This is a genomic window from Microbacterium sp. B35-30, from assembly GCF_010634855.1.
Taxonomy (GTDB): Bacteria; Actinomycetota; Actinomycetes; order Actinomycetales; family Microbacteriaceae; genus Microbacterium.
On record NZ_MWLQ01000028.1, the window covers coordinates 60,393 to 84,592 of the forward strand.

At 70.5% G+C, this 24,200-nt stretch carries 26 protein-coding genes and 1 tRNA gene; 11 read left to right on the plus strand and 16 right to left on the minus strand.

Going from position 1 to position 24,200, the window contains the following annotated elements:
* Nucleotides 1-147 precede the first annotated feature (147 nt).
* Both B2K11_RS15895 and B2K11_RS15900 read left to right on the plus strand, forming a co-directional pair.
* Nucleotides 148-975, plus strand: a complete 828-nt coding sequence (locus B2K11_RS15895) for an SDR family oxidoreductase (protein WP_163619639.1) — start codon at nt 148-150, stop codon at nt 973-975.
* 60 nt (nt 976-1,035) lie between these two features.
* Nucleotides 1,036-1,584 carry a TetR family transcriptional regulator gene (locus tag B2K11_RS15900; RefSeq protein ID WP_163619641.1) on the plus strand — a complete coding sequence of 183 codons (549 nt, stop codon included), beginning with the start codon at nt 1,036-1,038 and terminating at the stop codon, nt 1,582-1,584.
* On the opposite strand, the gene B2K11_RS20790 is transcribed toward B2K11_RS15900, so the two are convergent.
* Both B2K11_RS20790 and B2K11_RS15905 read right to left on the minus strand, forming a co-directional pair.
* Nucleotides 1,550-1,684, minus strand: coding sequence for a hypothetical protein (locus tag B2K11_RS20790; RefSeq protein WP_275576767.1), 135 nt, complete (start codon nt 1,682-1,684; stop codon nt 1,550-1,552). The two genes, B2K11_RS15900 and B2K11_RS20790, sit on opposite strands and share 35 nt — an antisense overlap.
* Nucleotides 1,681-2,919 (minus strand): FAD-dependent oxidoreductase, encoded by a 1,239-nt coding sequence (locus B2K11_RS15905; RefSeq protein ID WP_163619643.1) that lies wholly within the window; start codon nt 2,917-2,919, stop codon nt 1,681-1,683. The genes B2K11_RS20790 and B2K11_RS15905 overlap by 4 nt, the downstream gene beginning before the upstream one ends.
* A gap of 227 nt (nt 2,920-3,146) precedes the next feature.
* Here B2K11_RS15905 and B2K11_RS15910 point away from each other — a divergent pair, with 227 nt between their 5' ends.
* The 3 genes from B2K11_RS15910 (at nt 3,147) to B2K11_RS15920 (ending at nt 6,040) form a co-directional block, all read left to right on the plus strand.
* Nucleotides 3,147-3,839: a response regulator transcription factor gene (locus tag B2K11_RS15910; protein ID WP_163619645.1), complete on the plus strand. Its 693-nt coding sequence runs from the start codon at nt 3,147-3,149 to the stop codon at nt 3,837-3,839.
* A 114-nt stretch (nt 3,840-3,953) separates the two neighbouring features.
* Nucleotides 3,954-5,612 (plus strand): HAMP domain-containing sensor histidine kinase, encoded by a 1,659-nt coding sequence (locus B2K11_RS15915; RefSeq protein ID WP_239526128.1) that lies wholly within the window; start codon nt 3,954-3,956, stop codon nt 5,610-5,612.
* Nucleotides 5,613-5,752: 140 nt separating this feature from the next.
* On the plus strand, nt 5,753-6,040 hold the full coding sequence (locus B2K11_RS15920) for a WXG100 family type VII secretion target (protein WP_163619647.1): 288 nt from the start codon (nt 5,753-5,755) through the stop codon (nt 6,038-6,040).
* A 79-nt stretch (nt 6,041-6,119) separates the two neighbouring features.
* Here the strand turns inward: B2K11_RS15920 and groL are convergent, their stop codons facing one another.
* The 5 genes from groL to B2K11_RS15945 all read right to left on the minus strand — a co-directional run bounded on the left by groL (nt 6,120) and on the right by B2K11_RS15945 (nt 10,179).
* A complete protein-coding gene (gene groL, locus B2K11_RS15925) occupies nt 6,120-7,739 on the minus strand; it encodes a chaperonin GroEL (protein WP_163619649.1) in 1,620 nt (539 codons plus the stop codon).
* A gap of 191 nt (nt 7,740-7,930) precedes the next feature.
* Complete coding sequence (locus B2K11_RS15930; RefSeq protein WP_091488690.1) at nt 7,931-8,131, minus strand: cold-shock protein; 201 nt, start codon at nt 8,129-8,131, stop codon at nt 7,931-7,933.
* A gap of 132 nt (nt 8,132-8,263) precedes the next feature.
* Nucleotides 8,264-8,833 carry a LytR C-terminal domain-containing protein gene (locus B2K11_RS15935; protein WP_163619651.1) on the minus strand — a complete coding sequence of 190 codons (570 nt, stop codon included), beginning with the start codon at nt 8,831-8,833 and terminating at the stop codon, nt 8,264-8,266.
* 68 nt (nt 8,834-8,901) lie between these two features.
* A complete protein-coding gene (locus tag B2K11_RS15940; protein WP_163619653.1) occupies nt 8,902-9,150 on the minus strand; it encodes a DUF3263 domain-containing protein in 249 nt (82 codons plus the stop codon).
* Nucleotides 9,151-9,159: 9 nt separating this feature from the next.
* Nucleotides 9,160-10,179 (minus strand): DUF2332 domain-containing protein, encoded by a 1,020-nt coding sequence (locus tag B2K11_RS15945; protein WP_163619655.1) that lies wholly within the window; start codon nt 10,177-10,179, stop codon nt 9,160-9,162.
* A 190-nt stretch (nt 10,180-10,369) separates the two neighbouring features.
* Here B2K11_RS15945 and msrB point away from each other — a divergent pair, with 190 nt between their 5' ends.
* Both msrB and B2K11_RS15955 read left to right on the plus strand, forming a co-directional pair.
* A complete protein-coding gene (msrB, locus tag B2K11_RS15950; protein WP_163619657.1) occupies nt 10,370-10,786 on the plus strand; it encodes a peptide-methionine (R)-S-oxide reductase MsrB in 417 nt (138 codons plus the stop codon).
* Nucleotides 10,786-11,322 carry a nitroreductase family protein gene (locus B2K11_RS15955; RefSeq protein WP_163619659.1) on the plus strand — a complete coding sequence of 179 codons (537 nt, stop codon included), beginning with the start codon at nt 10,786-10,788 and terminating at the stop codon, nt 11,320-11,322. The genes msrB and B2K11_RS15955 overlap by 1 nt, the downstream gene beginning before the upstream one ends.
* Before the next feature lie 84 nt (nt 11,323-11,406).
* On the opposite strand, the gene bcp is transcribed toward B2K11_RS15955, so the two are convergent.
* The 5 genes from bcp to B2K11_RS15980 all read right to left on the minus strand — a co-directional run bounded on the left by bcp (nt 11,407) and on the right by B2K11_RS15980 (nt 15,260).
* On the minus strand, nt 11,407-11,880 hold the full coding sequence (gene bcp, locus B2K11_RS15960; RefSeq protein ID WP_163619661.1) for a thioredoxin-dependent thiol peroxidase: 474 nt from the start codon (nt 11,878-11,880) through the stop codon (nt 11,407-11,409).
* 37 nt (nt 11,881-11,917) lie between these two features.
* The gene (locus tag B2K11_RS15965) at nt 11,918-12,832 is read right to left on the minus strand and encodes a CoA ester lyase (protein ID WP_163619662.1); all 915 of its coding nucleotides are present in this window, start codon (nt 12,830-12,832) and stop codon (nt 11,918-11,920) included.
* 311 nt (nt 12,833-13,143) lie between these two features.
* The gene (locus B2K11_RS15970) at nt 13,144-14,091 is read right to left on the minus strand and encodes a DMT family transporter (RefSeq protein ID WP_163619664.1); all 948 of its coding nucleotides are present in this window, start codon (nt 14,089-14,091) and stop codon (nt 13,144-13,146) included.
* Nucleotides 14,092-14,195: 104 nt separating this feature from the next.
* Nucleotides 14,196-14,271: transfer RNA gene (locus B2K11_RS15975), tRNA-Thr, on the minus strand.
* A gap of 38 nt (nt 14,272-14,309) precedes the next feature.
* Nucleotides 14,310-15,260, minus strand: a complete 951-nt coding sequence (locus B2K11_RS15980; protein WP_163619666.1) for a thioredoxin domain-containing protein — start codon at nt 15,258-15,260, stop codon at nt 14,310-14,312.
* Between the two features lie 225 nt (nt 15,261-15,485).
* Here B2K11_RS15980 and ugpC point away from each other — a divergent pair, with 225 nt between their 5' ends.
* Nucleotides 15,486-16,589 (plus strand): sn-glycerol-3-phosphate ABC transporter ATP-binding protein UgpC, encoded by a 1,104-nt coding sequence (gene ugpC, locus B2K11_RS15985; protein ID WP_163619668.1) that lies wholly within the window; start codon nt 15,486-15,488, stop codon nt 16,587-16,589.
* Between the two features lie 72 nt (nt 16,590-16,661).
* Nucleotides 16,662-17,969, plus strand: coding sequence for a DUF4032 domain-containing protein (locus B2K11_RS15990; protein WP_163619670.1), 1,308 nt, complete (start codon nt 16,662-16,664; stop codon nt 17,967-17,969).
* 94 nt (nt 17,970-18,063) lie between these two features.
* On the opposite strand, the gene B2K11_RS15995 is transcribed toward B2K11_RS15990, so the two are convergent.
* From B2K11_RS15995 to cysS, 3 genes are all read right to left on the minus strand, one after another.
* Nucleotides 18,064-18,705, minus strand: a complete 642-nt coding sequence (locus B2K11_RS15995; protein WP_163619672.1) for an NAD(P)H-binding protein — start codon at nt 18,703-18,705, stop codon at nt 18,064-18,066.
* A gap of 101 nt (nt 18,706-18,806) precedes the next feature.
* On the minus strand, nt 18,807-19,799 hold the full coding sequence (gene rlmB / locus B2K11_RS16000) for a 23S rRNA (guanosine(2251)-2'-O)-methyltransferase RlmB (RefSeq protein ID WP_163619674.1): 993 nt from the start codon (nt 19,797-19,799) through the stop codon (nt 18,807-18,809).
* A 30-nt stretch (nt 19,800-19,829) separates the two neighbouring features.
* Entirely contained in the window at nt 19,830-21,290 is a 1,461-nt protein-coding gene (gene cysS, locus B2K11_RS16005) for a cysteine--tRNA ligase (protein WP_163619676.1), read from the minus strand.
* A gap of 91 nt (nt 21,291-21,381) precedes the next feature.
* On the opposite strand from cysS, the gene B2K11_RS16010 reads away from it, so the two are divergent.
* Both B2K11_RS16010 and B2K11_RS16015 read left to right on the plus strand, forming a co-directional pair.
* Nucleotides 21,382-22,332, plus strand: coding sequence for an EamA family transporter (locus tag B2K11_RS16010; protein WP_163619678.1), 951 nt, complete (start codon nt 21,382-21,384; stop codon nt 22,330-22,332).
* Between the two features lie 52 nt (nt 22,333-22,384).
* Nucleotides 22,385-22,852, plus strand: a complete 468-nt coding sequence (locus B2K11_RS16015; protein ID WP_163619679.1) for a GNAT family N-acetyltransferase — start codon at nt 22,385-22,387, stop codon at nt 22,850-22,852.
* A gap of 33 nt (nt 22,853-22,885) precedes the next feature.
* Here B2K11_RS16015 and ispD read toward each other — a convergent pair whose 3' ends face one another.
* On the minus strand, nt 22,886-24,088 hold the full coding sequence (gene ispD / locus B2K11_RS16020; RefSeq protein WP_163619680.1) for a 2-C-methyl-D-erythritol 4-phosphate cytidylyltransferase: 1,203 nt from the start codon (nt 24,086-24,088) through the stop codon (nt 22,886-22,888).
* Between the last annotated feature and the right edge of the window lie 112 nt (nt 24,089-24,200).

Genomic DNA, 24,200 nt, shown 5'->3' on the forward strand with positions numbered 1-24,200 from the left:
GTGAATGCCGCGAACACTCCTGTGGGCACGAGGCATTCAGCACCGGCGAGAACGGGTTGTACTACGAAGACAGTACTCGTACACTACATTCGTAGTATCGTCCGCGAGGGGTGGTGGGCCATCCCGCGGTTCGGAGGGAGAGACGACATGCCTACAGCACTCGTCACCGGAACGAGGCGCGGGATCGGAAGAGCGGTCGCACGTCGACTCGCCGGGTCGGGCTGGACGGTCTTCGCCGGGGTTCGCGACCTCACCGACTGGGAGGTCATGGCCGAATCGGACCAGCGCATCACCCCTGTCAGCCTCGACGTCACCGACCAGGCGCGTATCGACGCCGGCGCCGACGCCCTGCCCGACCGTCTGGACGCGCTCATCAACAACGCCGCGTTCGCCGTTCTGGGACCGGTTGAGACGCTCACCACCGCGGATCTTCGGCGACAGTTCGAGGTCAACGTCGTGGGCACCGTGGCAGTCACTCGCGCCGTACTCCCGCGGCTGCGCACCGCAGCGGGCCGGATCGTCTTCATCTCGTCGGTCGGCAGCCGGTCCGTCGTCCCCATGGAGGGCGCCTACTGTGCCTCCAAGTGCGCCGTCGAGGGGATCGCAGATGCTCTCCGGGTGGAACTGCGCCCGTGGCGCATCGCCGTTTCCGTCGTCGAACCTGGCCCGACCGACACCGAGACCTGGCGGGAGGTCGACGCGATGATCGATGACATGCATGCGCGGATGTCGCCGCATCACCGCGACCTCTATGCGCAGCATGTGGTCGGGCTGCGCAAGAACATCGCGCGCTTCGGATCAGCGGCCGCACCGCCCGACGCCGTCGTGCGTGCGGTCGAACACGCGCTGACCGCGCGGCGGCCGCGCGCCCGCTACGTGGTGGGGGCTCCGGCACGGACGATGGTCGCCATGCACGCCCTTCTTCCGACCCGCACCGGAGACGCCATCGGCGCCCGCATCGCGGGTCTGACGTGAACGACTGAGCCCGGACGACGCGATGGCGCTCTGCGCCCATCCGTCGCCTATCGTCAGAACATGGCTTCAACGAGGGACCGCGCCCTGGACGCCGCGGTCGCGCTCGTGGGTGAGCAGGGCATCCGGGCTTTGACGCACGCCCGGGTCGACGAGCGGGCGGGGCTGCCGAGGGGGTCGACCTCGAACTGGTTCCGCACGCGCGACGCACTCATCGCCGGGGTCGTGGCGTGGCTCGCCGAGAGCGAGCGAGCCGATCTCACCTCGGACGGGAGGCCCTCGATCGAGACGCCGGAGCAGCTCGTCGACGCGCTCAGCGGTGCGATCGCGCTCCAGACCGGGCCACTCGCCTCGCGGACGAAGACGCGCTACGCGATCTTCCTCGAGTGCGCCGGCGATGCCGAGCTGCTGGCTCCGCTGCTCGCCCAGCGTCGCGTCTTCGTGGACTGGACCATCGCCCTGCTGACAGCCGTCGGCGCGCGCTCTCCCCGGGACGCGGCCCGCACGCTGATGGCGACCGGCGAGGGGCTCGTCCTTCATCGCATGACCGTGGATCCGGATGCCGAGATCCGGCCCGTCATCGAGCGCGCCGTGCGCGCCGCGCTCGACTGAGGCCGATGATCGCGACGTGCCGCGAGAGGTCGAGCGGGCCGTCGGGAAGGTCGAGCACCCCCGTGAACAGCGCGGAGGTCGATTCACGAGCGAGCGTCACGGGAGCAGGCTATCCAGCGGCACGTCGGCATTCCGCAGGCGCTCCGCGTCGAGCCGCTCCCCCGATCGGATCAGGGCCTGCACGGTCTCGTTGACATCCCAGACGTTGACGTTCATGCCCGCGACCACCCGACCCCTGCCCGTGGAATCGGGAGCCTCGACCCAGAACGCGATGAACTCGCGAGCTGCGAGATCACCGCGCACGACGAGGTCGGCATCCGTCATCAGCGGCGCGTAGCACGACAGCTCCATGCCGAGGTCGTACTGATCGGTATAGAAGTACGGGATGTCGTCGAAGGACGCTCGCTCGCCGAGCATCGACCTCGCCACGACCTTGCCGGCATTCAACGCATTGGCCCAGTGCTCGCTGCGCAGGTGCCGCTGCAGCACCGGGTGGAACGGGTTGGCGACGTCTCCCGCCGCATAGACGTCGGGGGCGCTGGTGCGCAGCGCCGCATCGGTGAGGACGCCGTTCAGTATGTCGAGGCCGGCCTCCTCGGCGAGCGTGATGTCGGGTGCGGCGCCGACGCCGACCAGCACCAGGTCTGCAGGGAGCGTCTCACCGTCGACGACGACGGCTTGGGCGCGGTCGGATCCCACGATGCGCTCCACCGCGACCGACGTGCGGAGGTCCACGCCGTGCTCCAGGTGCAGTTCCCGGAAGACTTCCCCCATCTCCGGTCCGAGCGCGGCGGCGAGAGGCACATCGTCGCGCTCGAGGATCGCCACGTCGTTGCCGAAGCCGCGAGCGGTGGCGGCGACCTCCATGCCGATCCACCCCGCGCCGATGACCACCAGGCGGCGGCCACCGTCACGCAGCTGCGCGGCGAGCGCGTCGGAGTCGTCGAGGCGACGCAGCGTCACCACGCCGGGCAGCTCGTGGCCGGGGAGCGGGATCATGCGCGGCGTCGCACCGGTCGCCAGCAGCACGGCGTCGTAGTCCAGCCGTGTCCCGTCCTCGACCTCCACCGTGTGGGCGACGGGCTCGAGCGCGGTCACGGCCAGGCCGGTGATCAGCCGGATGCCGCGCTCGGCGTACCACTCGGCGGGGTGGAGGATGACGGCATCCGTCCCCTCGCTCCCGGCGAGGTACCCCTTCGACAGCGGCGGCCGCTGATAGGGCGGATGCGGCTCCGCGGCGACGATCGTGATGTCACCGTCGAAGCCCTCGTCGCGCAGCGCCTCGGCCGCCGTGCCGCCGGCAAGACCCCCTCCGATGATCAGCATGTGGCTCATGACGACTCCTCTCGTCGACGTGCGGGCGTCGGTCGAGGCGCGGGAAGGGCCGTCGTGACCTCGATCCGTCGCCCAAACAGCGAACGGCTCGCCTGGCCCTGACGCTACCCTTCCTCGTCCCTCAGCGCCCGCTGCTGCGTCGAACTGCGCCGCAGCGCCGCGCGATGATTTCAGGGCTCGGCGCCGATATCCAGACGCCGCATGGGTTCCGCCGACATAATGAGGGCATGACCGCACCGCGCATCCTCGTCGTGGACGACGAACCGAACATTCGCGACCTGCTGATCACGAGCCTGCGATTCGCCGGATTCCAGGTACGGGCCGTCTCGAACGGCGCTCAGACGATCTCGGCCGTTCTCGAGGAGGAACCGGACCTCATCATCCTCGACGTGATGCTGCCCGACATGAACGGGTTCAGCGTCACCAAGCGCCTCCGCGGCGCCGGCTACACCGCCCCGATCCTCTTCCTCACCGCCAAGGACGAGACGGAAGACAAGATCACCGGCCTCAACGCCGGCGGCGACGACTACGTCACCAAGCCCTTCAGTCTCGACGAGATCGTCGCCCGCATCCAGGCCATCCTGCGCCGCACGATGCAGGCCGACGAGGAATCCGTCATCCGTGCCGGCGAGATCACGATGGACCAGGACACGCACGACGTGCAGGTCGGCGACGCGTCGATCGACCTCAGCCCGACCGAGTTCAAGCTGCTGCGCTACCTCATGCTCAACCCCAACCGCGTGCTGTCGAAGGCGCAGATCCTCGACCACGTCTGGGAGTACGACTTCAACGGCGACGCGGGCATCGTCGAGAGCTACATCTCGTATCTCCGCCGCAAGATCGATCCCCACTCCACCGAGCCGCTCATCCAGACCAAGCGCGGCTTCGGCTACATGCTGAAAGCCGGCAAGACCGCGTAACGCGGCCCGAGCGAGGGGGACGATCTGGCGCAGAAGCCCGACGCGATCACCCGGTGGTGGCGCGGCACGAGTCTGCGCGCGAAGGTCACCGGGGTCACCGTCGCGCTCCTCGCGGTGGGCCTCATCGCGGCGGGCGTCGGCACGGCGGCGTTCCTGCGCAATTCTCTGATCGACGGCGTCGACACGCAGGTCGATGCGCTCGCGCGGACGGATGCCGCGAGCCCACTGCTCGAGCTGACGGCCGAGGACGGCGAACTCGTGGTCGAGCCGCTCGACAACCCGCCTACGACCGACTACTTCGTCGCCGTGTACGAACCCGAGAACGGGGACCTCGTCGCCACCGCGGGCGGACGCGGCGGCCCGGAGCCCGCGTTCCCCGAGACCTATCCACTCGACCACGCGATACCGAGGGAACTGGACATCGTCACGCTGTCCTCGGTCGACGGCGACGCCGAGTTCCGGGCGACGGTGACGGTGGAGGAGCTCGGCAACAGCGGGCTCTTCTATTCGCAGATGGTCGCCGTGCCGCTGGCGACGGTGAACCGGACGATCGCGTCGTACATCGGCATCTACAGCATCCTCGCGATCCTGATCCTCGTGGGCGGCGCGGTCGCCACCCGGTACCTCGTCACCCTCACCTTCCGCAGCCTCGGCCAGGTCGAATCCACGGCCGACGCGATCGCGGCCGGCGACTTCAGCCTGCGCATGACCGACATCGAGCCGACCACGACCGAAGTCGGGCGCCTGAAGACGGCGATCAACGCGATGCTCGACCGTGTCGACGCCGCCATCACCCAGCGCGATGCGACCGTGCGACAGATGCGGCGGTTCATCGGCGATGCCAGCCACGAGCTGCGCACCCCGCTGGTCACCGTGCGAGGCTACGCCGAGCTCTACCGGATGGGCGCCGTGCGCGGCGACGAGGACGTCGCGCAGTCCATGGAGCGCATCGAGAAGGAGGCCATCCGCATGGGCCTCCTCGTCGAGGACCTGCTCGCCCTCGCCCGCCTCGACGAACGCCGCGACGTCGTCATCGGACCCGTCGATCTGCGCCCCGTCGCACGGGATGCGGCGCTCGACGTGCGCGCGGCCGCGCCGGCGCGGCCGGTCACGGTCATCGACACGACGATCGAGGACTCCGTCGCGCCGGCTGAAGCCGAGTCCGCCGTCTCTCCCGACGACAAGCGGCGTGCCGGCAGCCCGTCGGCGATCTCGCGCGCCGGTGCGACGCTGTCGCTGCTGCGACGGCGTCCCAAGCCGATACCGGCGACTGGCGCTGCCGCCTCTGCCATGCCGACCCTGCTACCGGAGGCCGACGATGCTCTCCCGGCCGACGGGCTGCTGCCCGTGGTGCTCGGTGACGAGAACCGCATCCGCCAGGTCGTGACCAACCTGCTCGGGAACGCGCGCCGCTTCACCGCCGAGGACTCGCCCATCGAGCTGCGCGTCGGCGTCGATGCCCGCGCCCGCATGGGCTGGATCGAGATCGTCGACCACGGCGAGGGCGTTCCCGACCAGATCAAAGACAAGATCTTCCAGCGCTTCTGGCGGGCCGACACCTCCCGCACGCGCGAGACCGGCGGCTCGGGCCTCGGCCTGTCCATCGTGGCGTCGATCGTCGAGGCGCTGCACGGCTCCGTCGACGTCGTCGACACCCCGGGCGGTGGTGCGACGTTCCGCGTCGCCTTCCCGCTCGCTGACGCCCGCGCCGCCGGGGAGCACATCGACATCCTCACACAGCCGATGCGGCGCCTGGCCGACGCCTCCGAGTGACGTCTCTCCTCCCCAGCCGGCGTCTCAGCTGCACCCTCCACAGATGACGACGGATGCCGCGTCCCGCGTCGTGCAGGCACTTAGCGTTGCGGTCACCGCGGTTCGGCATCCGGCCGCCGCACGTTGATCAGGAGCCCCGAATGGCCGTCTTCACCGTCGACAGCGACAGCATCCTCACCTCGACCGCCACCGTGCGCGGCACGATCGACCGGCTGCAGGCGGAGTCGAACGCGATGCTCGCGCAGCTGACCCAGCTGCAGTCCTCGTGGTCGGGCTCGGCCGCGGTGGCGTTCGCGGGCGTCGTGGAGCAATGGCGCGGGACGCAGCGCCAGGTCGAGGAGTCGCTCGCGAACATCAACGCGTCTCTCGCGGCCGCGGGCCGGCAGTACGCCGACACCGAGCTGGCGACGACCAGCCTCTTCCGCTGATCCCCCACCGGCGGGAGACGCAGAACGGCCCCTCCGCGAGGAGGGGCCGTTCTGTGAACGCGTTATGCGAGGGGCTGGATCAGAAGTCCATGCCACCGGTCGGGTCGCCGGCCGGAGCCGAGACCTTCTCGGGCTTGTCGGCGACGACGGCCTCGGTCGTGAGGAAGAGGCCGGCGATCGACGCGGCGTTCTGCAGCGCCGAACGGGTCACCTTGGCGGGGTCGATGATGCCCTGCGCGAACAGGTCACCGTACTCGCCCGTGGCGGCGTTGAGGCCGTGGCCCGCGGGGAGCTCCGAGACCTTGTTCGCGACGACGCCCGGCTCGAGACCGGCGTTGAGGGCGATCTGCTTGAGCGGAGCCTCGATCGCGACGCGCACGATGTTGGCACCGGTCGCTTCGTCACCGGTCAGCTCGAGCCCGTCGAGGGCCTTCTTGCCGGCCTGGATGAGCGCGACGCCACCACCGGGGACGATGCCCTCCTCGACGGCCGCCTTCGCGTTGCGAACGGCGTCCTCGATGCGGTGCTTGCGCTCCTTGAGCTCGACCTCGGTCGCCGCACCCGCCTTGATGACGGCGACGCCGCCGGCGAGCTTGGCGAGACGCTCCTGGAGCTTCTCGCGGTCGTAGTCGCTGTCGGTGTTGTCGATTTCGCGGCGGATCTGGGTCACGCGACCCTCGATCGCAGAGGCGTCGCCGACACCCTCGATGATCGTGGTCTCGTCCTTGGTGACGATGACCTTGCGCGCACGGCCGAGCAGGTCGAGGGTGGCGTTCTCGAGCTTGAGACCGACCTCCTCCGTGATGACCTGCGCACCGGTGAGGATCGCGATGTCCTGCAGCTGCGCCTTGCGACGGTCGCCGAAGCCGGGAGCCTTGACGGCGACCGACTTGAAGATGCCGCGGATCTTGTTGAGCACGAGGGTCGCGAGAGCCTCACCCTCGACGTCCTCGGCGATGATGACGAGCTCCTTGCCGTCCTGGATCACCTTGTCGACGACGGGCAGAAGGTCCTTGATGTTCGAGATCTTCTGGTTCGCGATGAGGATGTAGGGGTCCTCGAAGACCGCTTCCTGACGCTCCGGGTCCGTGACGAAGTAAGGGTTGATGTAGCCCTTGTCGAAGCGCATGCCCTCGGTGAGCTCGAGCTCGGTGCCGAAGGTCTGCGACTCCTCGACGGTGACGACGCCTTCCTTGCCCACCTTGTCGATGGCCTCGGCGATCAGCGCGCCGATCTCGGGGTCAGCGGCCGAGATCGAAGCCGTGGCAGCGATCTGCTCCTTGGACTCGACCTCCTTGGCGGACTCGAGCAGCTCGGCGGTGATGGCGGCGACGGCCTTCTCGATGCCCTTCTTGAGCGAGATGGGGTCGGCGCCGGCTGCGACGTTGCGCAGGCCCTCGCGGACGAGCGCCTGGGCGAGGACGGTCGCGGTGGTCGTGCCGTCACCGGCGACGTCGTCGGTCTTCTTGGCGACCTCCTTGACGAGCTCCGCGCCGATCTTCTCGTACGGGTCGTCGAGCTCGATCTCCTTGGCGATCGAGACGCCGTCGTTCGTGATCGTGGGGGCGCCCCACTTCTTCTCAAGCACGACGTTGCGACCGCGCGGGCCGAGCGTCACCTTGACGGCGTCGGCCAGGATGTTGAGGCCGCGCTCGAGGCCACGACGGGCCTCCTCGTCGAAAGCGATGATCTTTGCCATGTTGTGTGTCGTCCCTCCGGAACGTTGGCTTTGGGTATTAGCACTCAACAATCACGAGTGCTAACTCATTCTGGCACTCGACCCTATCGAGTGCAAGCCGCGATGACGGATGCCGCAACACGAAGAGACGGGGAGCCTTTCGGCATCCCCGTCTCTTCATCAGGTTCAGCGCCAGGCGCTGCGGCGGTCGTTCAGACGACGCGCACCGCCTCAGCCTGGGGGCCCTTCTGCCCGGAGCCGACCGTGAACTCCACGGTCTGCCCCTCTTCGAGCACGCGGAAGCCCGACATGTCGATGTTCGAGTAGTGGACGAAGACGTCCTGGCCGTCGGCGACGGTGATGAAGCCGAATCCCTTCTCGGCGTTGAACCATTTGACGGTGCCCTGGGTCATGCGAATCTCCTGTAGCCGGCGGTGCAGGGCTTCATCGTATGCAGGCGAAAACACGGCCTCGGCGCGTTTCGTCACTTGTTGACACGCAGGAATACAAGTGTTTACCGGCGCGAAACACGCCGCAGCGCGCGGTCAGGGGGTGGGTGCGGGCGTCTGTCCGGCGGCGGTGCGATCGAGACCGATCACCACGGTCAGCTGGGGGACGTCCGGGGAGGTCGCCGGGTAGGCATCGCTCTGCTCGATCCCGGCGCCGCCGATGACGCCGGCGAGGCCGGCCGCCGCCGCTTCGTCCGCCGGGTCGACGTAGAAGACGGTGGTCGTCGGGAAGTCCTGCGAGCCGGCTTCGCCCGCCGTCACCTTCTCATCCGCCCAACCGGCACCGACGACGACGTCCTTCATCTGCGTCGCCAGTCCCTGCTCGGGGGTGGCGTTCAGGATCATGACGTCGTAGTCCATGTCGACCACGGGTGTGACCTCGGGCTCGGGCGCCACCGTGGGAGCGGGCGTCGGCACCAGCTCGATCCGGCCGGAGGCCAGCAGGGTGCCGAAGATCCCGACGAGGATGAGCACGACCGTGGCCAGTGCCGCCCACAGCAGCACGACCCAGCCGCGCATACGGGGGTTCTCCGCCCGGTGCGCGCCGACGCGGTCCGTCTCCGGCACGTCGTCGAAACGATCCCGGGGGAAGCTGGTGGTCGGCACCCGTCGATGCTACCCGGCCGGTGCTGGGCGTCCTGCGCGCGACAGTCCGTCCGCGCCCGAACCGGTGCTCAGCGCGCGTCGGCGGAGCGGGCGGCGCGCTCATGCAGCCGCGCATCGCGCAGTCGGCGGAGTCGCTTCACGAGCATCGGGTCGTGCTCCTGGGCCTCGGTCGTGTCGATGAGCCGCCCGAGCAGCTGGTAGTACCGCGCCGGCGACACGCCCAGCTCGGCGCGGATCGCCTCCTCCTTGGCCCCGGCGTGCCGGCGCCACTCGGCCTCGAAGTCGAGAAGGGCGCGGTCACGGTCGGTCAGAGGCACGCGTCCACGCTAGCCCGCGGCATCCATCCCTCCGGGGTGCCACGCGCGCCAGTGCACGAAACCGCCGAGCGGATCCACCGCGGCCAGCGGCTCGCCGTCGCGGCCGAGCACGAAGCCGCCCCATGTGCCGGGATCGACGGCCCCATTCCATCGCTCGTGGAGGCCGGGCGGATCGATCGTGATCCACACAGCATCCAGCTTCCGCACGGCGTCGATCAGCCGCTCGCGCCCGGCGCGCGGGATGTGCGGGAGCACTCCCGGCGTGGTCACGACGAGCGTCGCACCGGCCGGCGCGAGCGCTGCGGCGGTCCGCAGGACCTCCGGATCGGACGCGTCGCCGGCGAGGAGCAGCGGCGGGTCGGCCGCCACGATGTCGAGGGCGGCTCCGATCCGCGCGGCGCGGCCCACCTCCCCCGGCCACACGAGGCTCGTGAGGAACCGCCGGTCACCGGCGTCGGCCGCGTCGAGCGGATCGAGGTCGATCCCGGCGCGCCACACCACCTGCGGCATCTCGAGCGACGGGTCGCCGGTGACATCGCAGTCCAGCATCACGGTCGACGGCCCGTCGGCCGGGTCGAGCGCCGTCACGCCCCCGCCGCCGTGGTAGCGGTACGAGTAGCGGTCGGGGTACAGGCACAGTCCCGCGCTCGCACCGACCTCGAGCAGAGCGATCGGCCCAGGCACGGTGGCGAGCGCGGGCAGGAGCGCCGCACATCGCTGCGGCTCGTTGGTCTGCAGGCGGCGGGCGGATGCCTCGGCCACAGCCTCGTCGGCGTGCACGCGGAGCCACGCGGCCCACGCCGGATACCCCTCCTCGGGTGCCCCGAGCATGCGGGTGACCGCGAAGACGAGGGGCGGCTGCCGCCGGGTGGCCGGAATCCGCGCGAGGATGGCGGCGAGGTCGGGATCGGCGGCGACGCCGCGAGCCCAGTCCGCGTAGAGGTCGGACCGCCCGGGCGCCTCATCGCGCGCGAAGCGCCCGTACCGCTCCGCCACCGCCGCGGTCTCGGCATCCGGGTCCTCGGTCATCCCGCCATCCTCCCCCACGGCCCGCTCTTCGGGGTTCGGGGCGCCCCGCGAACGTTTGGGGAGCACGCGACGCGCCCCGAACGTTCCTTGCGCGCCCCAAACCCCGCACCCGACGACCCGCTGCCCCGCCGGCTGAGGTTGAATGGAACCTGAAGTGCACGGGCCCGGATGCTGTGCCCAGGAGGAGACCATGACCTACGCCGTCGACAAGAGCGACGCCCAGTGGCGCGAAGACCTGTCCGCCGAGCAGTACGCGGTGCTGCGTGAAGCCGGCACCGAGCGGCCGTGGACCGGCGAGCTGCTCGACGAGAGCCGCGCCGGTCTGTACACGTGCGCGGCGTGCGGCGCCGAGCTGTTCCAGGGCGGCACCAAATTCGACTCGCACTGCGGATGGCCGAGCTTCTACGAATCCATCCGCCCTGAAGCGGTCGAGCTGATCGAAGACAACAGCCACGGGATGGTCCGCACCGAGGTGCGCTGCGCGAACTGCGGCTCGCACCTCGGCCACGTGTTCCCTGACGGCTTCGGCACGCCGACCGGCGACCGCTACTGCATGAACTCGATCTCGCTGCAGTTCACGCCGGGCGACGAGCCCGGCGCCGCCTGATGCCCGGAGCACTGGAGGCCGCGCTCGCGCGGCGATCGTGGTCCAAGGTCACCGAGGAGGCGCCGACGCACGATGAGCTGCTTGAGCTCGTGGCCGCCGCCGGTCGGGTCGCAGATCACTCGTCGCTCCGGCCCTGGCGACTCATCGAGCTGCGCGGCGACGATCGCGACCGGCTCGGCCGTGCGATCAACAAGGCGCAGGGCGACAAGGGCGTGTCGTCGAAGACGATGCGGGCCCCCCTGCTCATCGCCGTCGTCGCGAGCTATCGCAAGAGCCACAAGGTGCCGCGCTGGGAGCAGGAGGCCGTCGCCTCGGGCGTCGCCCACATGCTGAGCCTCCTGCTGGACGAGGCGGGCTGGGGCGTCATCTGGCGCACCGGCCACTACACCCGCGCCAAGGCCGTCGCCAAGGCGCACGGCCTCAAGAAGAACGAGGAGCTCCTCGGCTGGCTGTACGTCGGTGGCAAGCCGCCGCGGTCTCGGCCGGAACGACGCAAAGCGATCGACGCCCGCGGGCTCGTCAGCCGGATGCCCTGACGGGCGGCGGATCGACGCTGCTGACACGGATGCCGCGAATCGGCCCGTCGCCCGGATGAAGGTGGCGGGCCGGCCGGACGGGTCTCAGGCGGCGAGCTGAGCGCGCAGCCGCTCCACATGACCCTTCGGGTCGACGTGGTACTCGGCCGACTCCACCGTGCCGTCGGCGGTCAGGACGAACGTCGAGCGGATGAGTCCCACGCGCTCCTCGCCGCCCACGACCTTGGTGCCCCAGGCACCCCAGGCCTCTGCCACGGCGTGGTCCTCGTCGGACAGCAGCGGGAACTGCAGCTGCTCGGCCTCCGCCCACTCCGCGAGCCGCGCCACCGAGTCGGGCGAGATGCCGACGACGGCGGCGCCCGCTGCCTGGAGCGAGGCGAGGTTGTCGCGGAAGTCGCAGGCCTCGGTCGTGCAGCCGGGGGTGAAGGCGGCCGGGTAGAAGTAGACGATCAGGCGTCGGCCGGCGAAGTCCTCGGGCCGGACCACGGCGCCCGTGGAATCGGGGAGGGCGAACCCCGGGTTCTCGTCGCCTTCGCTCAAGCGGATGTCGTCAGCCATGTGGTGCGTCCCTTCGGGTTCGGTGGTGCGGCGTCGGTCACGAGGTCGGGTGCACCCCGAACGCGATCGCCAGCTTCTCGATCTTCTGCGCGCGGCCGAGTCGCGGCAAGTCGCTGCCGTCGCGGACCACCCGGCCGCGGCTCTCGAAATCGGCGAGGAAGTCCAGCGCCCACTCCACCTCGCTCGGTGCGGGGCAGATCACCTCGTTGATGACGGGCGCCTGTTCGGCCGCGAGGCACAGCTTGCCGGTCATGCCCATGGACACGGTGATCGCGGAGTGCTCGCGGAGCGTCGGCATGCTGTTGCCCACCGTGGGGCCGTCGATCGGACCCGGGAGGTCGCCGACGCGGCTCGCGACGACCAGGCGCGCCCGCGGGTACGCCATCGCCTCGGCATCCGCACTCATGCCGGTGTCGCGGCGGAAGTCACCGCTGCCGAACGCGAGACGGAACGCGCCGCGCGCACGGGCGATATGGGCGGCGTCCTCCATGCCCAGCGCCGACTCGATGAGGGCGACCACGGGCACGCTGGCGCGCAGGCGGTCGAACGAGCTCGTCACCTGGTCGGGCGACTCGGTCTTGGCCAGCATGATGCCGAGCAGCCCCGGGACACCGACGAGGGCGGCGAGGTCGTCAGCCCAGAACGGGCTGGCCGCGTCGTTCACCCGCACCCACGCACGGCCTCCGCCAGCGAGCCAGTCGACGACGTCCTGCCGTGCCTGCGGCTTGTTCCTCGGGTCGACCGCGTCTTCGATGTCGAGCACGACGGCGTCGGCGCGGGAGGCCGCCATGTCTGCGAACGACTCGGGGCGCGTTCCGGGCACGAGCAGCCAGGAGCGGGCGATCGACGGGTCGACGGCGCGGTGGCGCGCCGGACGGACGGAGATCAGGGTGCGCAGGTCCTCCTCTGGATCGAGGACCTCTGCGCCGTTGCCATAGGGATCTGCCGACATCTCACTCTTCTTCCGGAATTCAGGTCTGAGGCCGTCGCGGGCCGTCGGGCGCGGCACGCGCATCGCGCAGCAGGCGACCGCGATGGTGCGGCTTCACGCCCGCCGGCGGCCGACGAGCGGGCGGGGTGCGCGCGCTGTCGAGCCGACGTGGAGCACGGCGCCGCCCCTGCGGGTGACGCCCGGGGCCGGCTGTCGCGCCGACATCCATTCCACCACCTTCTCGCGCCGGCGGCGCACCGGAGGGCGATCACCGCGTCGGAGCGCCATGGTCGCCTGTCTTGTCGGCGGGGAGGAGGGACCGGCACGCGGCGTCACCGCCGGCGGCGCGGCATCCGTCCCCACGGCACGACCGCCACGACCACCGAGAGGATCGCGAGCGTCGACATGAGCAGCGACGCTGCCGGAGCTGGTGCCCCCGCTGCCGGCCAGATCGCGTCGATGAGCACGGACGTCACCACCTGCCCGACGACCGTGCCCAGACCCAGCAGCAGCACTCCGGTGTGGGGCACGAGTGCTGCCGCCAGGAAGATGTACGCCACCCCGATCACCCCGCCGAGGTAGAGCCAGGGATCGGACGGGTACGACGTCGGCGGGCCGGCGACCCCGGTGTGGATGAGCTCGGCGACGCCGAGGACAGCGGTCCCGCCGATGAAGTTCACCAGGGTCGCGGTCAACGGCGTTCCGACGCGCTGACGCAGCCTGCCGTTGACCGCGGACTGCCAGGCGATGCCGGCGCCGACCAGGAAGGGCAGCACGACCAGGACGGGCGGGGCATCGATGCCGCCCGCCAGCGACACTCCGGCGGCGAGCAGCGCCAGCGCGCCGCCGGCCAGCCGCGCGGGGGTCACCGCCACGACGCCCGCCGGGCCGATGCCCGAACGGTCCAGCAGCAGGCCGCTCACGGTCTGCCCGGCGACGACCCCGACCGTGAACAGTGCGACGCCGATGATGCCGACAGCCAGAGATTGCGTGGCGACCGAGAGCGCGCCGGCGACACCGCCGCCCAGCATCCAGATCGGGATGCCGCCGCCGCGCACCCCGCTGATCAGCGCGGCGAAGCCCCGCCGTCCCTGCGGCAGGGCCGCCGAGAGCACGACCAGCACGACCAGGCCTGAGCCGAACGAGATCACCGCGGCCGCGAACCCGTCGTCGATGCGGACGCCCAGCTGGCCGTTGATGCGCGCCTGCACCGCGGTCAGCACCCCGATGAGCGCGGCGCCGCCGAGGCCCATCCAGACGGGCAGGCGGGATGCGGTCACCCGATCCATTTTGCCTGCCAACGACCGGCGTCGATGACGACGACACCCGAGGTGGAGCCGACGACGCGTGACAACGTGCGTGTCGACGCCGAGATGTGACGACGTGGAGCCGACTACGGGACTTGAACCCGTAACCCCCGTATTACAAGTACGGTGCGCTACCAATTGCGCCAAGTCGGCAGAGCGCCCAGTCTAGCGGCGCCCGCGCAGGCACCCGATCAGGGAGCCGGGGTCGGAGTCGGGGTCGGCGTGGCCTTGTAGTACGCGTCGCTCGCGACCGTGAGGACGAACTGCGCGAACTCCTTGGGGTCGTCCAGCTTGCCCACGTACTGCGTGCCGTTCACGAGCACCATCGGCGTGCCGGTGAGGGCGGCGCCGCCGGTTCCGGGAAGCTCCTGCAGCGCCCGGTCGGTCGCCGTCTTCGCCCACGAGGCGTACGACTGCTCCTCGATGCACGCTCGCACGACCTTCGGGCCGTCCAGACCCGTGGCGATCGCCATGGCGGCGAGCTCACTGTCGCTGTAGCCGTCGGAGTCGACCTCGGGCTGCTGGCGCAGCAGCGCGTCGTTGAACGCGAAGAAGTAGTCCGGAGCGTGCTGGGCGACGCAGGCGGCCGCACCGGCAGCGCGCAGCGAGTACTTGGTGCCGTTGGACTTGGCCGTCAGCATCGCCACCGGGTAGTAGGTCAGGGTCGCGGCGTCGTCGTCGACCCACTCCGACAGCTGCTTCATGTTGGCCAGCTGGAAGTCCCGCGAACCGGTCGAAAGATAGTCGACGTACACCCGGATCTCGACCGCGGGGGCCTCCGTGGGCGTCCCCGTGGGTGTGGGTTCCGACGCAGGCGCGGGGGTGGCCGTGCTCGCCTCGCCCCCAGGAGTCCCGTTCACGTCCGCACCCTCGGATCCCACGCCGCCACCCGTGACGTCGCTCACCACGAAGCCGTCGTCCACGACGTTCGCAGGGCTCATCATCGGCTTCGACGCACTCGACGAGACGGTCCACGTCACCACGACCGCGATGACGGCCACGAACGCGAGGGCGACGACCGCGAGGGACGTCCGTCGGATGAGACGAGCCCGGGACTGCCGCGCCTTCACCTGCTGCGCCTTCTCACGCACGGCGTCGCGGCGCTCGCTGGATGCGGCGTTCTGTGACTCGTCGCTCGACATGGGACCTCTCGGTGCGGAAAATCGGGCCGGTATCCGGCGGGGGCCGGACGGGAAAGTGGCCGTCAACGATGCTAGTCAGCCACCCTGGGAAATGCCCAGACGCGACCTCCGCACGCGCCGTGTCATACTGTTCGTGCGCCCGATGACGGGCGTGCGGGAATGCCCCCGCTCATTCCATCACTACGGATCGTCCGGCACGTACCTGCCGGTGAAGGAGAAGAGAACATGGCGTCCGTCACGTTTGACAACGCAACTCGCCTGTACCCCGGGGGCACTCGCCCCGCTGTGGACAAGCTCAACCTCGAGGTCGCCGATGGCGAGTTCCTGGTCCTCGTCGGCCCCTCGGGCTGCGGAAAGTCCACATCGCTGCGCATGCTGGCCGGCCTCGAAGAGGTCAACTCGGGCCGCATCCTGATCGGCGACCGTGACGTCACCGACGTCCCGCCGAAGGACCGCGACATCGCGATGGTCTTCCAGAACTACGCGCTGTACCCGCACATGACGGTCGCCGAGAACATGGGCTTCGCGCTCAAGATCGCCGGCGTCGGCAAGGAGGAGCGCGCAGCCCGCGTCCTCGAGGCCGCCAAGCTCCTCGACCTCGAGGAGTACCTGACCCGCAAGCCGAAGGCCCTCTCGGGTGGTCAGCGTCAGCGCGTCGCCATGGGCCGCGCCATCGTCCGCCAGCCGCAGGTGTTCCTCATGGACGAGCCGCTGTCGAACCTCGACGCCAAGCTCCGCGTGCAGACCCGCACCCAGATCGCGTCGCTCCAGCGTCGCCTGGGCGTCACCACCGTCTACGTCACCCACGACCAGACCGAGGCCCTCACCATGGGTGACCGCATCGCGGTCCTCAAGGACGGCCTCCTGCAGCAGGTCGGCACCCCGCGCGACCTGTACGAGAAGCCGAACAACGTGTTCGTCGCCGGCTTCATCGGCTCGCCTGCCATGAACCTGTTCCCGGCGCACCTCGCCGAGGGCGGCGTCCAGTTCGGCGACACCGTCGTCGGCATCGAGGCCGACACGCTCGGCAAGGCGCACGGCTCCGACGTCACCATCGGCGTCCGCCCCGAGGACATCCAGGTCGCCCCCGCCGACGGCAAGGGCCTCACGGTCACCGTGGACCTCGTCGAGGAGCTCGGCGCCGACGGCTACCTGTACGGGCACACCGACGTCAACGGCAAGCGCACCGACATCGTCGCGCGCGTCGACGGCCGCCGTCACCCCATCGCGGGCGACCAGGTCGCGCTGGCTCCGGTCCCCGGACACGTCCACGTGTTCGACATCGAGTCGGGCGAGCGCCTCACCGACAGGGCGATCGCTGCGGCGTAACACCGTTTCGCATCGCGACGGCGCGGGTGGGAGAGATTCCCCCGCGCCGTCGCTTTCTTTTCAGGAGGGGACGTGCCTGACGCCCTGAGCATCACCGCCAGCAGTGTGGACCCGGGATTGCTGACGCTGCCCTGGTCGACGCCGCTGGGCGACTGGCCGTCGCAGCACATCGTCTTCCTCCCGAAGGGCCTCTCACGCCATCTGGTTCGCTTCGCGAACCTCTCCGGCCGGGTGGTGGCCATCAAGGAGACGACGCAGGCGATGGCGCAGCGCGAATACGACATGCTCGGCAACCTCGCCCGCCTCGACGTTCCCTGCGTCGCACGGGTCGCCGTGATCGCCGGACGGACGGATGCCGCGGGTGAGCCGCTGCCCGCCGCCCTGGTCACCGCCCACCTGAAGTTCTCGCTCCCCTACCGCGCCCTGTTCACCCAGGTGCTGCGCCCCGACACCGCCACCCGCCTGGTGGATGCGCTCGCACTGCTGCTGGTGCGCCTGCACAACGTCGGGTTCTTCTGGGGCGACGTGTCGCTGTCGAACACGCTGTTCCGCCGCGATGCCGGCGCCTTCGCGGCGTACCTGGTCGACGCCGAGACCGGCGAGTTGCACGAGAGCGGTCTGACCCCGGGCCAGCGCGCACACGACCTCGATATCGCCCGCACCAACATCGCCGGAGAGATCATGGACCTCGAGGCCGGCGGCCGCCTCGAGGGCGGCGTCGACGCCATCGCGGTGGCGGACGGGATCGTGTCGTCGTACCACGCGCTGTGGGCGGCGCTCACCGACGAAGAGAGCTTCCGCGCCGACGAGTCCTGGCGCCTGACCGAACGGGTGCAGCGCCTCAACGAGCTGGGGTTCGACATCGGCGAGATGTCGATCCAGGCCACGGCTGACGGCGCCCGGGTGTCGATCCAGCCGAAGGTCGTGGACGCGGGCCACCATCAGCGCCGCCTGCTGCGCCTGACCGGCCTCGACGTCGAGGAGAACCAGGCCCGGCGCCTGCTGAACGACCTCGACGAATTCCGCGCGCGCATCTCCCGCCTGGGTGACGACGAGGAGATGGTCGCGCACGAGTGGCTCACACGCGTGTTCGAGCCGGTCGTCAAGGCGGTCCCGTGGGATCTGCGGTCGAAGCTCGAGCCCGCGGAGGTGTTCCACCAGCTGCTCGAGCACCGGTGGTACCTGTCTCAGGCGAAGGGGAAGTCGGTCCCGCTCGCGGAGTCGCTGACGAGCTACATCGACAACGTGCTGCGACACCGCCGCGATGAGGCGACGCTGATGGGCCCCCCGACCGAGACGGTGTCGCTCTCGGTCATCACGTCCCCGAACCCGGTGATCGACGACGACGAGGACGACATCGACTGGCGCGACCTCGTCTAGCCACCCCGGGTCTGACCCGCGTCGCCGGGACGCGCGAAAGGGTATGTTTCCGCACTCCACGCGTGCGGAAACATACCCTTTCGCGATTCCGGGGTCAGTACCCGACGGTGAAACGCTTGCGCGGGTGCTGCGGGTTCTCGATCTCGTCGACGATCGCCACGGCGAGGTCTTCTCCCGAGATGTACGACTCGCCCTCGGCGTCGGTCACGATGACGTCGCCGCCGGTGCGGTACGAGCCGGTGCGCTCGCCCGGCTTGAACGCGCCGAACCCGCCGGCGGGGTGGATGTAGAACCAGTCGAGCGAGTCCGGGCCGGCCTGGAGGTCTTCCAGGATGCCGATCGCCTCGAGCGCCTCGGGCTTGTAGTCCTCGCTGAACGAGGGCAGGTCCACGACCCGCTGCCCGTCCTCGGTGACGAGGCTGCCGCCGGCACCGCCGATGACCCCCAGCCGGACGCCTTCGGGCAGAAGCGAGGCGAGCGCGGAGATGTTCGGGCGCACGAGCCCGAGCATGTCGCCGCGGGGCGCTACCGCCGACACGACGACGTCGACCCCTTCGATCTGGGCGAGCAGATCGGGCACATCGGTGAGCGAGCCCTCGATGTAGACGGCGCCGGGCTGACGCTCGCTCGGGACGCGGCGCGCGATGGCCAGGACACTGTGCCCGCGGCTCACCGCCTCGGCGACGATGTGGCGGCCGGCGTAGCCGGAGCCTCCGATGACGGCGATGCGTGCCATGTTCTGCCTTTCGATCTGTCGTGCCGGCGAACGCTCGCCGGCCCTGCGTGAGACAAGCGCCCCCGCCGACGCTTCATTCCCGTGAATGCGTCACACGCGACTCATTCGGGCGGCGCGGTGCGGAGTGTGGCGACCTGGTAGAGGGCGACGGATGCCGCGATGCCGGCGTTGAGCGACTCGGTGCTCGACGAGATCGGGATCGAGACGATCTGGTCGCAGGTCTCGGTCACCAGTCGCGAGAGGCCCTTGCCCTCGGAGCCGACGACGATGACCACGGGGCGGTCGGCGAGCTGCAGCTCGGGCAGCGAGACGTCTCCTCCGCCGTCCAGCCCGAGCACGAACACGCCCTGCTTCTTGAAGTCCTTGAGCATCGCGGTGAGGTTCGCCGCGATCGCGACGGGGATGCGCGCAGCCGCGCCGGCGCTCGTCTTCCACGCCGCCGAGTTGACGCTCGCCGAACGGCGCTGCGGCACGATGACGGCGTGGCCGCCGAACGCGGCCGTCGAGCGGAGGATCGCGCCGAGGTTGCGCGGGTCGGTGATGCCGTCGAGGGCGACGAAGAGGGGGGTCTGGCCACGGTCGATCACCTGCTCCAGCAGGTCCTGCGGATGCGCGTACTCGTACGGCGGCACCTTCAGCGCGACGCCCTGGTGCACGCCGTCGAAGCCCGCCATGCGGTCGAGCTCCGGCCGCGTCACCTCGAGCACCGGGATCTCGCGGTGCGTCGCGATCGACAGCATCTCCTTGACGCGGTCGTCCATCTCGACGCGCTGCGCGATGTAGAACGCAGTCGCGGGGATCTTCGCGCGCAGCGCCTCCAGCACCGAGTTGCGACCGGTGACGGTCTCGGTGTCGTCGTCCTTCTTGCCGGGACGCGGCGAACGCGGTGCGGACTGACCGGGCTGGGCCTTGCCGCCCGCAGCCGCGTAGCGCTCAGCGGCCGCCTTGCGCTTGCCGGCGGGGTGCCACGCGCGGTCCTCCGCCTTGGGGGTCGGCCCGCGACCGGCGAGCGACCGCTTGTTCTTGCCTCCGGTGCCCTTGGTGGGGCCCTTCTTGTTGCCCTTGCTCGCGCCCGGGCGTCCTGCCTTGGCCATCAGTTCTCCTTCATGCGGGGCGCCGCCCCGTCAGTTGCTCTCCGCGGAACGGGGCGTGTCGGCGACACTCCAGTGCGTCCCGTCGGGTCCGTCTTCGAGGGCGATGCCGGCCGCCGCGATCGCGTCGCGGATGCGGTCGGCGGCCGCCCAGTCCTTCGCTGCGCGCGCATCGGCGCGCTGCGCGATCATCGTCTGCACCAGGGCGTCGAGGGCGCGGGTCTGGTCCGAGGCATCCGTCGAGCGCCAGTGCGGGTCGAGCGGGTCGATGCCGAGCACACCCGTCATCACCGCGACGTCGGCGAACGCGCGCAGCGCCCCGTCGCGGTCCCCGGCGTCGAGCGCCGTGTTGCCCTCGCGCACGGTCTCGTGCAGCACGGCGAGCGCCTGCGGCACGCCGAGGTCGTCGTCGAGTGCCGCGGCGAACGCGGCCGGCACGGCGGCGCTCACGCGCAGGTCGTGCGCGCCGCGAAGAGTCCGCACGGCGCGCTCGAGGAAGGTGCGGATGCGGTCGACCGCGGCTTCGGCCTCGTCGAAGGTCGTCGTGGTGATGTCGAGGCTGGAACGGTAGTGGGCCGCGGCGAGCGCGTAGCGCACCACCAGCGGATCGCGCGCACGCAGCACGTCCTCGGCGAGGATGAAGTTGAACAGCGACTTCGACATCTTCTGCGCACCGACGGTCACGAGGCCGTTGTGCACCCAGTAGCGGGCGAAGCCGTCGCCGGCGGCCGTCGACTGGGCCAGCTCGTTCTCATGGTGCGGGAAGCGCAGATCGAGCCCGCCGCCGTGGATGTCGAACTCGCTGCCGAGGTAGCGCCGCGACATCGCAGAGCATTCGATGTGCCAGCCGGGACGCCCGGGTCCCCACGGCGAGTCCCATGTCGCGGACGTCGGCTCGTCTGCTTTGGCGCCCTTCCACAGCGCGAAGTCCCGAGGATCGCGCTTGCCGCGCGGATCGGCGTCCGCCGCCGGCTCCATCGCGTCGAGGCTCTGCCTCGTGAGCGACCCGTACTCCGCCCAGGACCGCACGTCGAAGTACACATCACCCGCGGAATCGGTCTCGGCCGCCGAGCCGGTCGAAGGGGCGGAGTATGCATGCCCCGCGTCGATGAGCCGCGCGATCAGCTCCTGCATCTGCGGGATGGAGGCGGTGGCCCGCGGCTCGTAGGTCGGCGCGAGGATGCCGATCGCGCTGTACGCGCGGGTGAACTCGAGCTCCATCCGGTAGGCGAGCGCCCACCACGGCTCACCGTCGGTGGCGTTGGCGAGCACCTTGTCGTCGATGTCGGTGACATTGCGGACGAACGTGACACGCCCGTGGCGGTGAGTGAGCCAGCGGCGCAGGATGTCGAAACTCAGCGCACCGCGCAGGTGCCCGATATGCGGCCCCGACTGCACGGTCGGGCCGCAGACGTAGATGGTGACGTTTCCGGAGTCGAGGGGCACGAAGTCGCGCAGTGTCTGCGTCTTGGTGTCGTACAGCTGAACCGTCACCGCACCAGCCTACCGGCGGTGCCACGGCGGCCCCTGGGAGCCCGGTGGCGACATGTCCGCCGGAGGGCGAGGATGCGGATATAAACGGAGGATGCATGTGCTCGCCGTCCTCGCCGCCGCCGTGCTGTTCGGCACCACCGGGACGGCCATGGCCCTCGGTCCCGACGGCACGACGCCGCTCTCGGTCGGCGTCATGCGCATGGTGATCGGCGGCGCCGGACTCGCGGTGATCGCGTTCGCCCTCGCTGCCCGTCACGCCAGGCGCCGCCCGCACACCGCGGCGAAGACGGTCCGCTCGCTGAGCCTGTCGAAAGGGGGCCTGCGCCCCCTCGCGCTGATGGTGCTCACCGGGGTGTGCATCTCGCTCTACCAGCCGCTGTTCTTCCTGGGCACGACGCGCAACGGCGTCGCCGTCGGCACGGTCGTCGCCCTCGGCTCCGCCCCGATCCTGGCGGGTCTGCTGGAGTGGGGCCTGACGCGACGGATGCCGAGCCGCACGTGGATCGGTGCGACCGCCCTCGCGACGATCGGCGTCGTGCTCCTCGGCTCGGGCGGCGAGGCGGGTGCCGCAGGCGGCACGGATCCGCTCGGCCTGCTCGGGTCGGTGGGCGCAGGAGCCTCCTTCGCCGTCATCGCGAACGCACAGCGCCGCCTGCTCGACGACGGCTGGGACCCGTTCACGGTCGTGGGTGCGATGGGCGCCAGTTCGGCGATCATCTGCGCCTGCGCACTGCCCTTCGTCGACCTGACGTGGCTCGGCACCCCGGCGGGCCTGGTGATGGCACTGTGGCTGGGAATCGCGACCATCTCGATCGCCTACGTCCTCTTCACCTGGGGGCTGAGCGGCCTGACCGCCGCCACGGCCGCGACCCTCACGCTCGGCGAGCCGCTGACGGCCAGCGTGCTGGGCATCGTCGTGGTCGGCGAGCGGCTCTCGGCGCTTGCGATCGTCGGTCTGGTGGTGCTGGCGGCAGGGCTGGCACTGCTCGCCTGGGGATCCCGTGCACCGCGCGATCCGGCGCCGTTCGCCGTCGAGGCCTGACGCGCCACGCCGAAACACGCCCGCAATCGAGGCGTGGCACACTAGCCCGGACATGCAGCGCACCATCGAGATCCGCACCGACGACCTGAGCGGTGATGCCACCCGACGCCTCATCGCCTCGCACCTGGCCGGGATGCACGACACCTCGCCCGCAGAGAGCGTGCACGCGCTCGACATCGACGCGCTGCGGCATCCGTCCCTAGCTGTGTGGTCGGCATGGATCGACGGGGAGCTCGCGGGCATCGGCGCGTTGAAGGCACTCGACTCCGACCGTGGCGAGATCAAGTCGATGCGCGTCGACGACCGCTTCCGGGGCACCGGCGTCGGACGCGCGATGCTGCGCCACATCGTCGACGAGGCACGGCTGCGGGGCCTGTCGAGCCTGTGGCTCGAGACCGGCACGACCGAGGACTTCGCACCCGCGCAGCGCCTGTACGCGAGCGAGGGCTTCGTGCTCTGCGGCCCGTTCGAGGACTACGCCCTCGATCCCTTCTCGATCTTCATGACGCGCGCGCTCTGACGCGCGCCGCGCCGAACCGCGGGGCCGAGATCTTCAGGCGGGAACGACCAGGGCGACCGCGAAGGCGGACACGCCCTCAGCGCGTCCGGTGAATCCGAGGCCGTCGGTGGTGGTCGCCGAGACCGTGACCGGCGCTCCTCCGAGGGTGGCCGACAGCGCCCGCTCGGCTTCCGCACGGCGGGCCGAGAAGCGGGGGCGTTGAGCCTGCACCTGCACCGACACGTTTCCCACGCGCCATCCCGCCTCGCCGAGGAGGGCGACCGTGCGCTTCAGGAAGACATCCGCGTGCGCGCCGGCGTACTCCGGGTGATCCGTGCCGAAATGCGTGCCGATGTCGCCCAGGCCGGCGGCCGAGAGCAGGGCGTCCACGATCGCGTGCGCCACGGCATCCCCATCGGAGTGGCCCGACAGCGGCGCCTCTCCGGGCCATTCGAGGCCCGCGAGCCACAGCGTGCCGTCGCCGCCGAAGGCGTGCACGTCCGTGCCCACCCCCACGCGGGGAACGACGGGCCCGTGCTGAAGATGCGCGGGAGCGTGCGGAACGGCCTCGGTGATGAGGTGCCGGGCACGGTCGAGGTCGGCCGTCGTCGTGATCTTGAACGCGAGCGGATGCCCCGGCACGGCGGCCACCGCGTGGCCGGCCTCGGCGACCAGGGCGGCGTCATCGGTGAAGTCGTGGCGCGCTGTGGCGTATGCCGCATCGAGCACGTCACGCCGGAAGCCCTGCGGTGTCTGCGCGGCCGCCAGCTCGGCGCGGTCCACGGCGGCGACGATCTCGTGCCCCACGACGCGCTTGACGGTGTCGATGACCGGCAGCACAGGGATCGCACCCGCAGCGCCGGCGTCGAGCGCCGCGATGACGCGCTCGAAGACCTCGGCGGGGGTCAGCGCCCGCGCCGCGTCGTGCACGAGAACGATTTCGACGTCTGCCCAGAGCGCAGCGAGCCCGGCGGCGACGGAGGCCTGGCGGGTCTCACCGCCGGCGACCACCGAGACCAGGTCACGGCGCTCGCCCGCCGCAGCGAGCGCTTCGCTGAGTGCATCGCCCTCGCGCCCGGCGGGGGCCACGATCACCACCTGGGCGGTCGGGGCGGCGAACACGCCCGTCAGGGCATGACGCAGAATGCTGCTGCCGTCGATGCCGACGAACGCCTTGGGGGCGCCGGCTCCGAGACGGGTGCCCGAGCCGGCGGCGACGACGACCACGCCGATGCGCGGCACAGGGGTGATGCTCACCCGTTCACGCTATCGCGATCGGCGGAGAGCAGCGCTCCTCGCACCGCTCATGAACCTCGCTGAAAGCGGGCCGGAAGCGCACCGTGCACACAGCAGAACGGCGCCCCGCGGG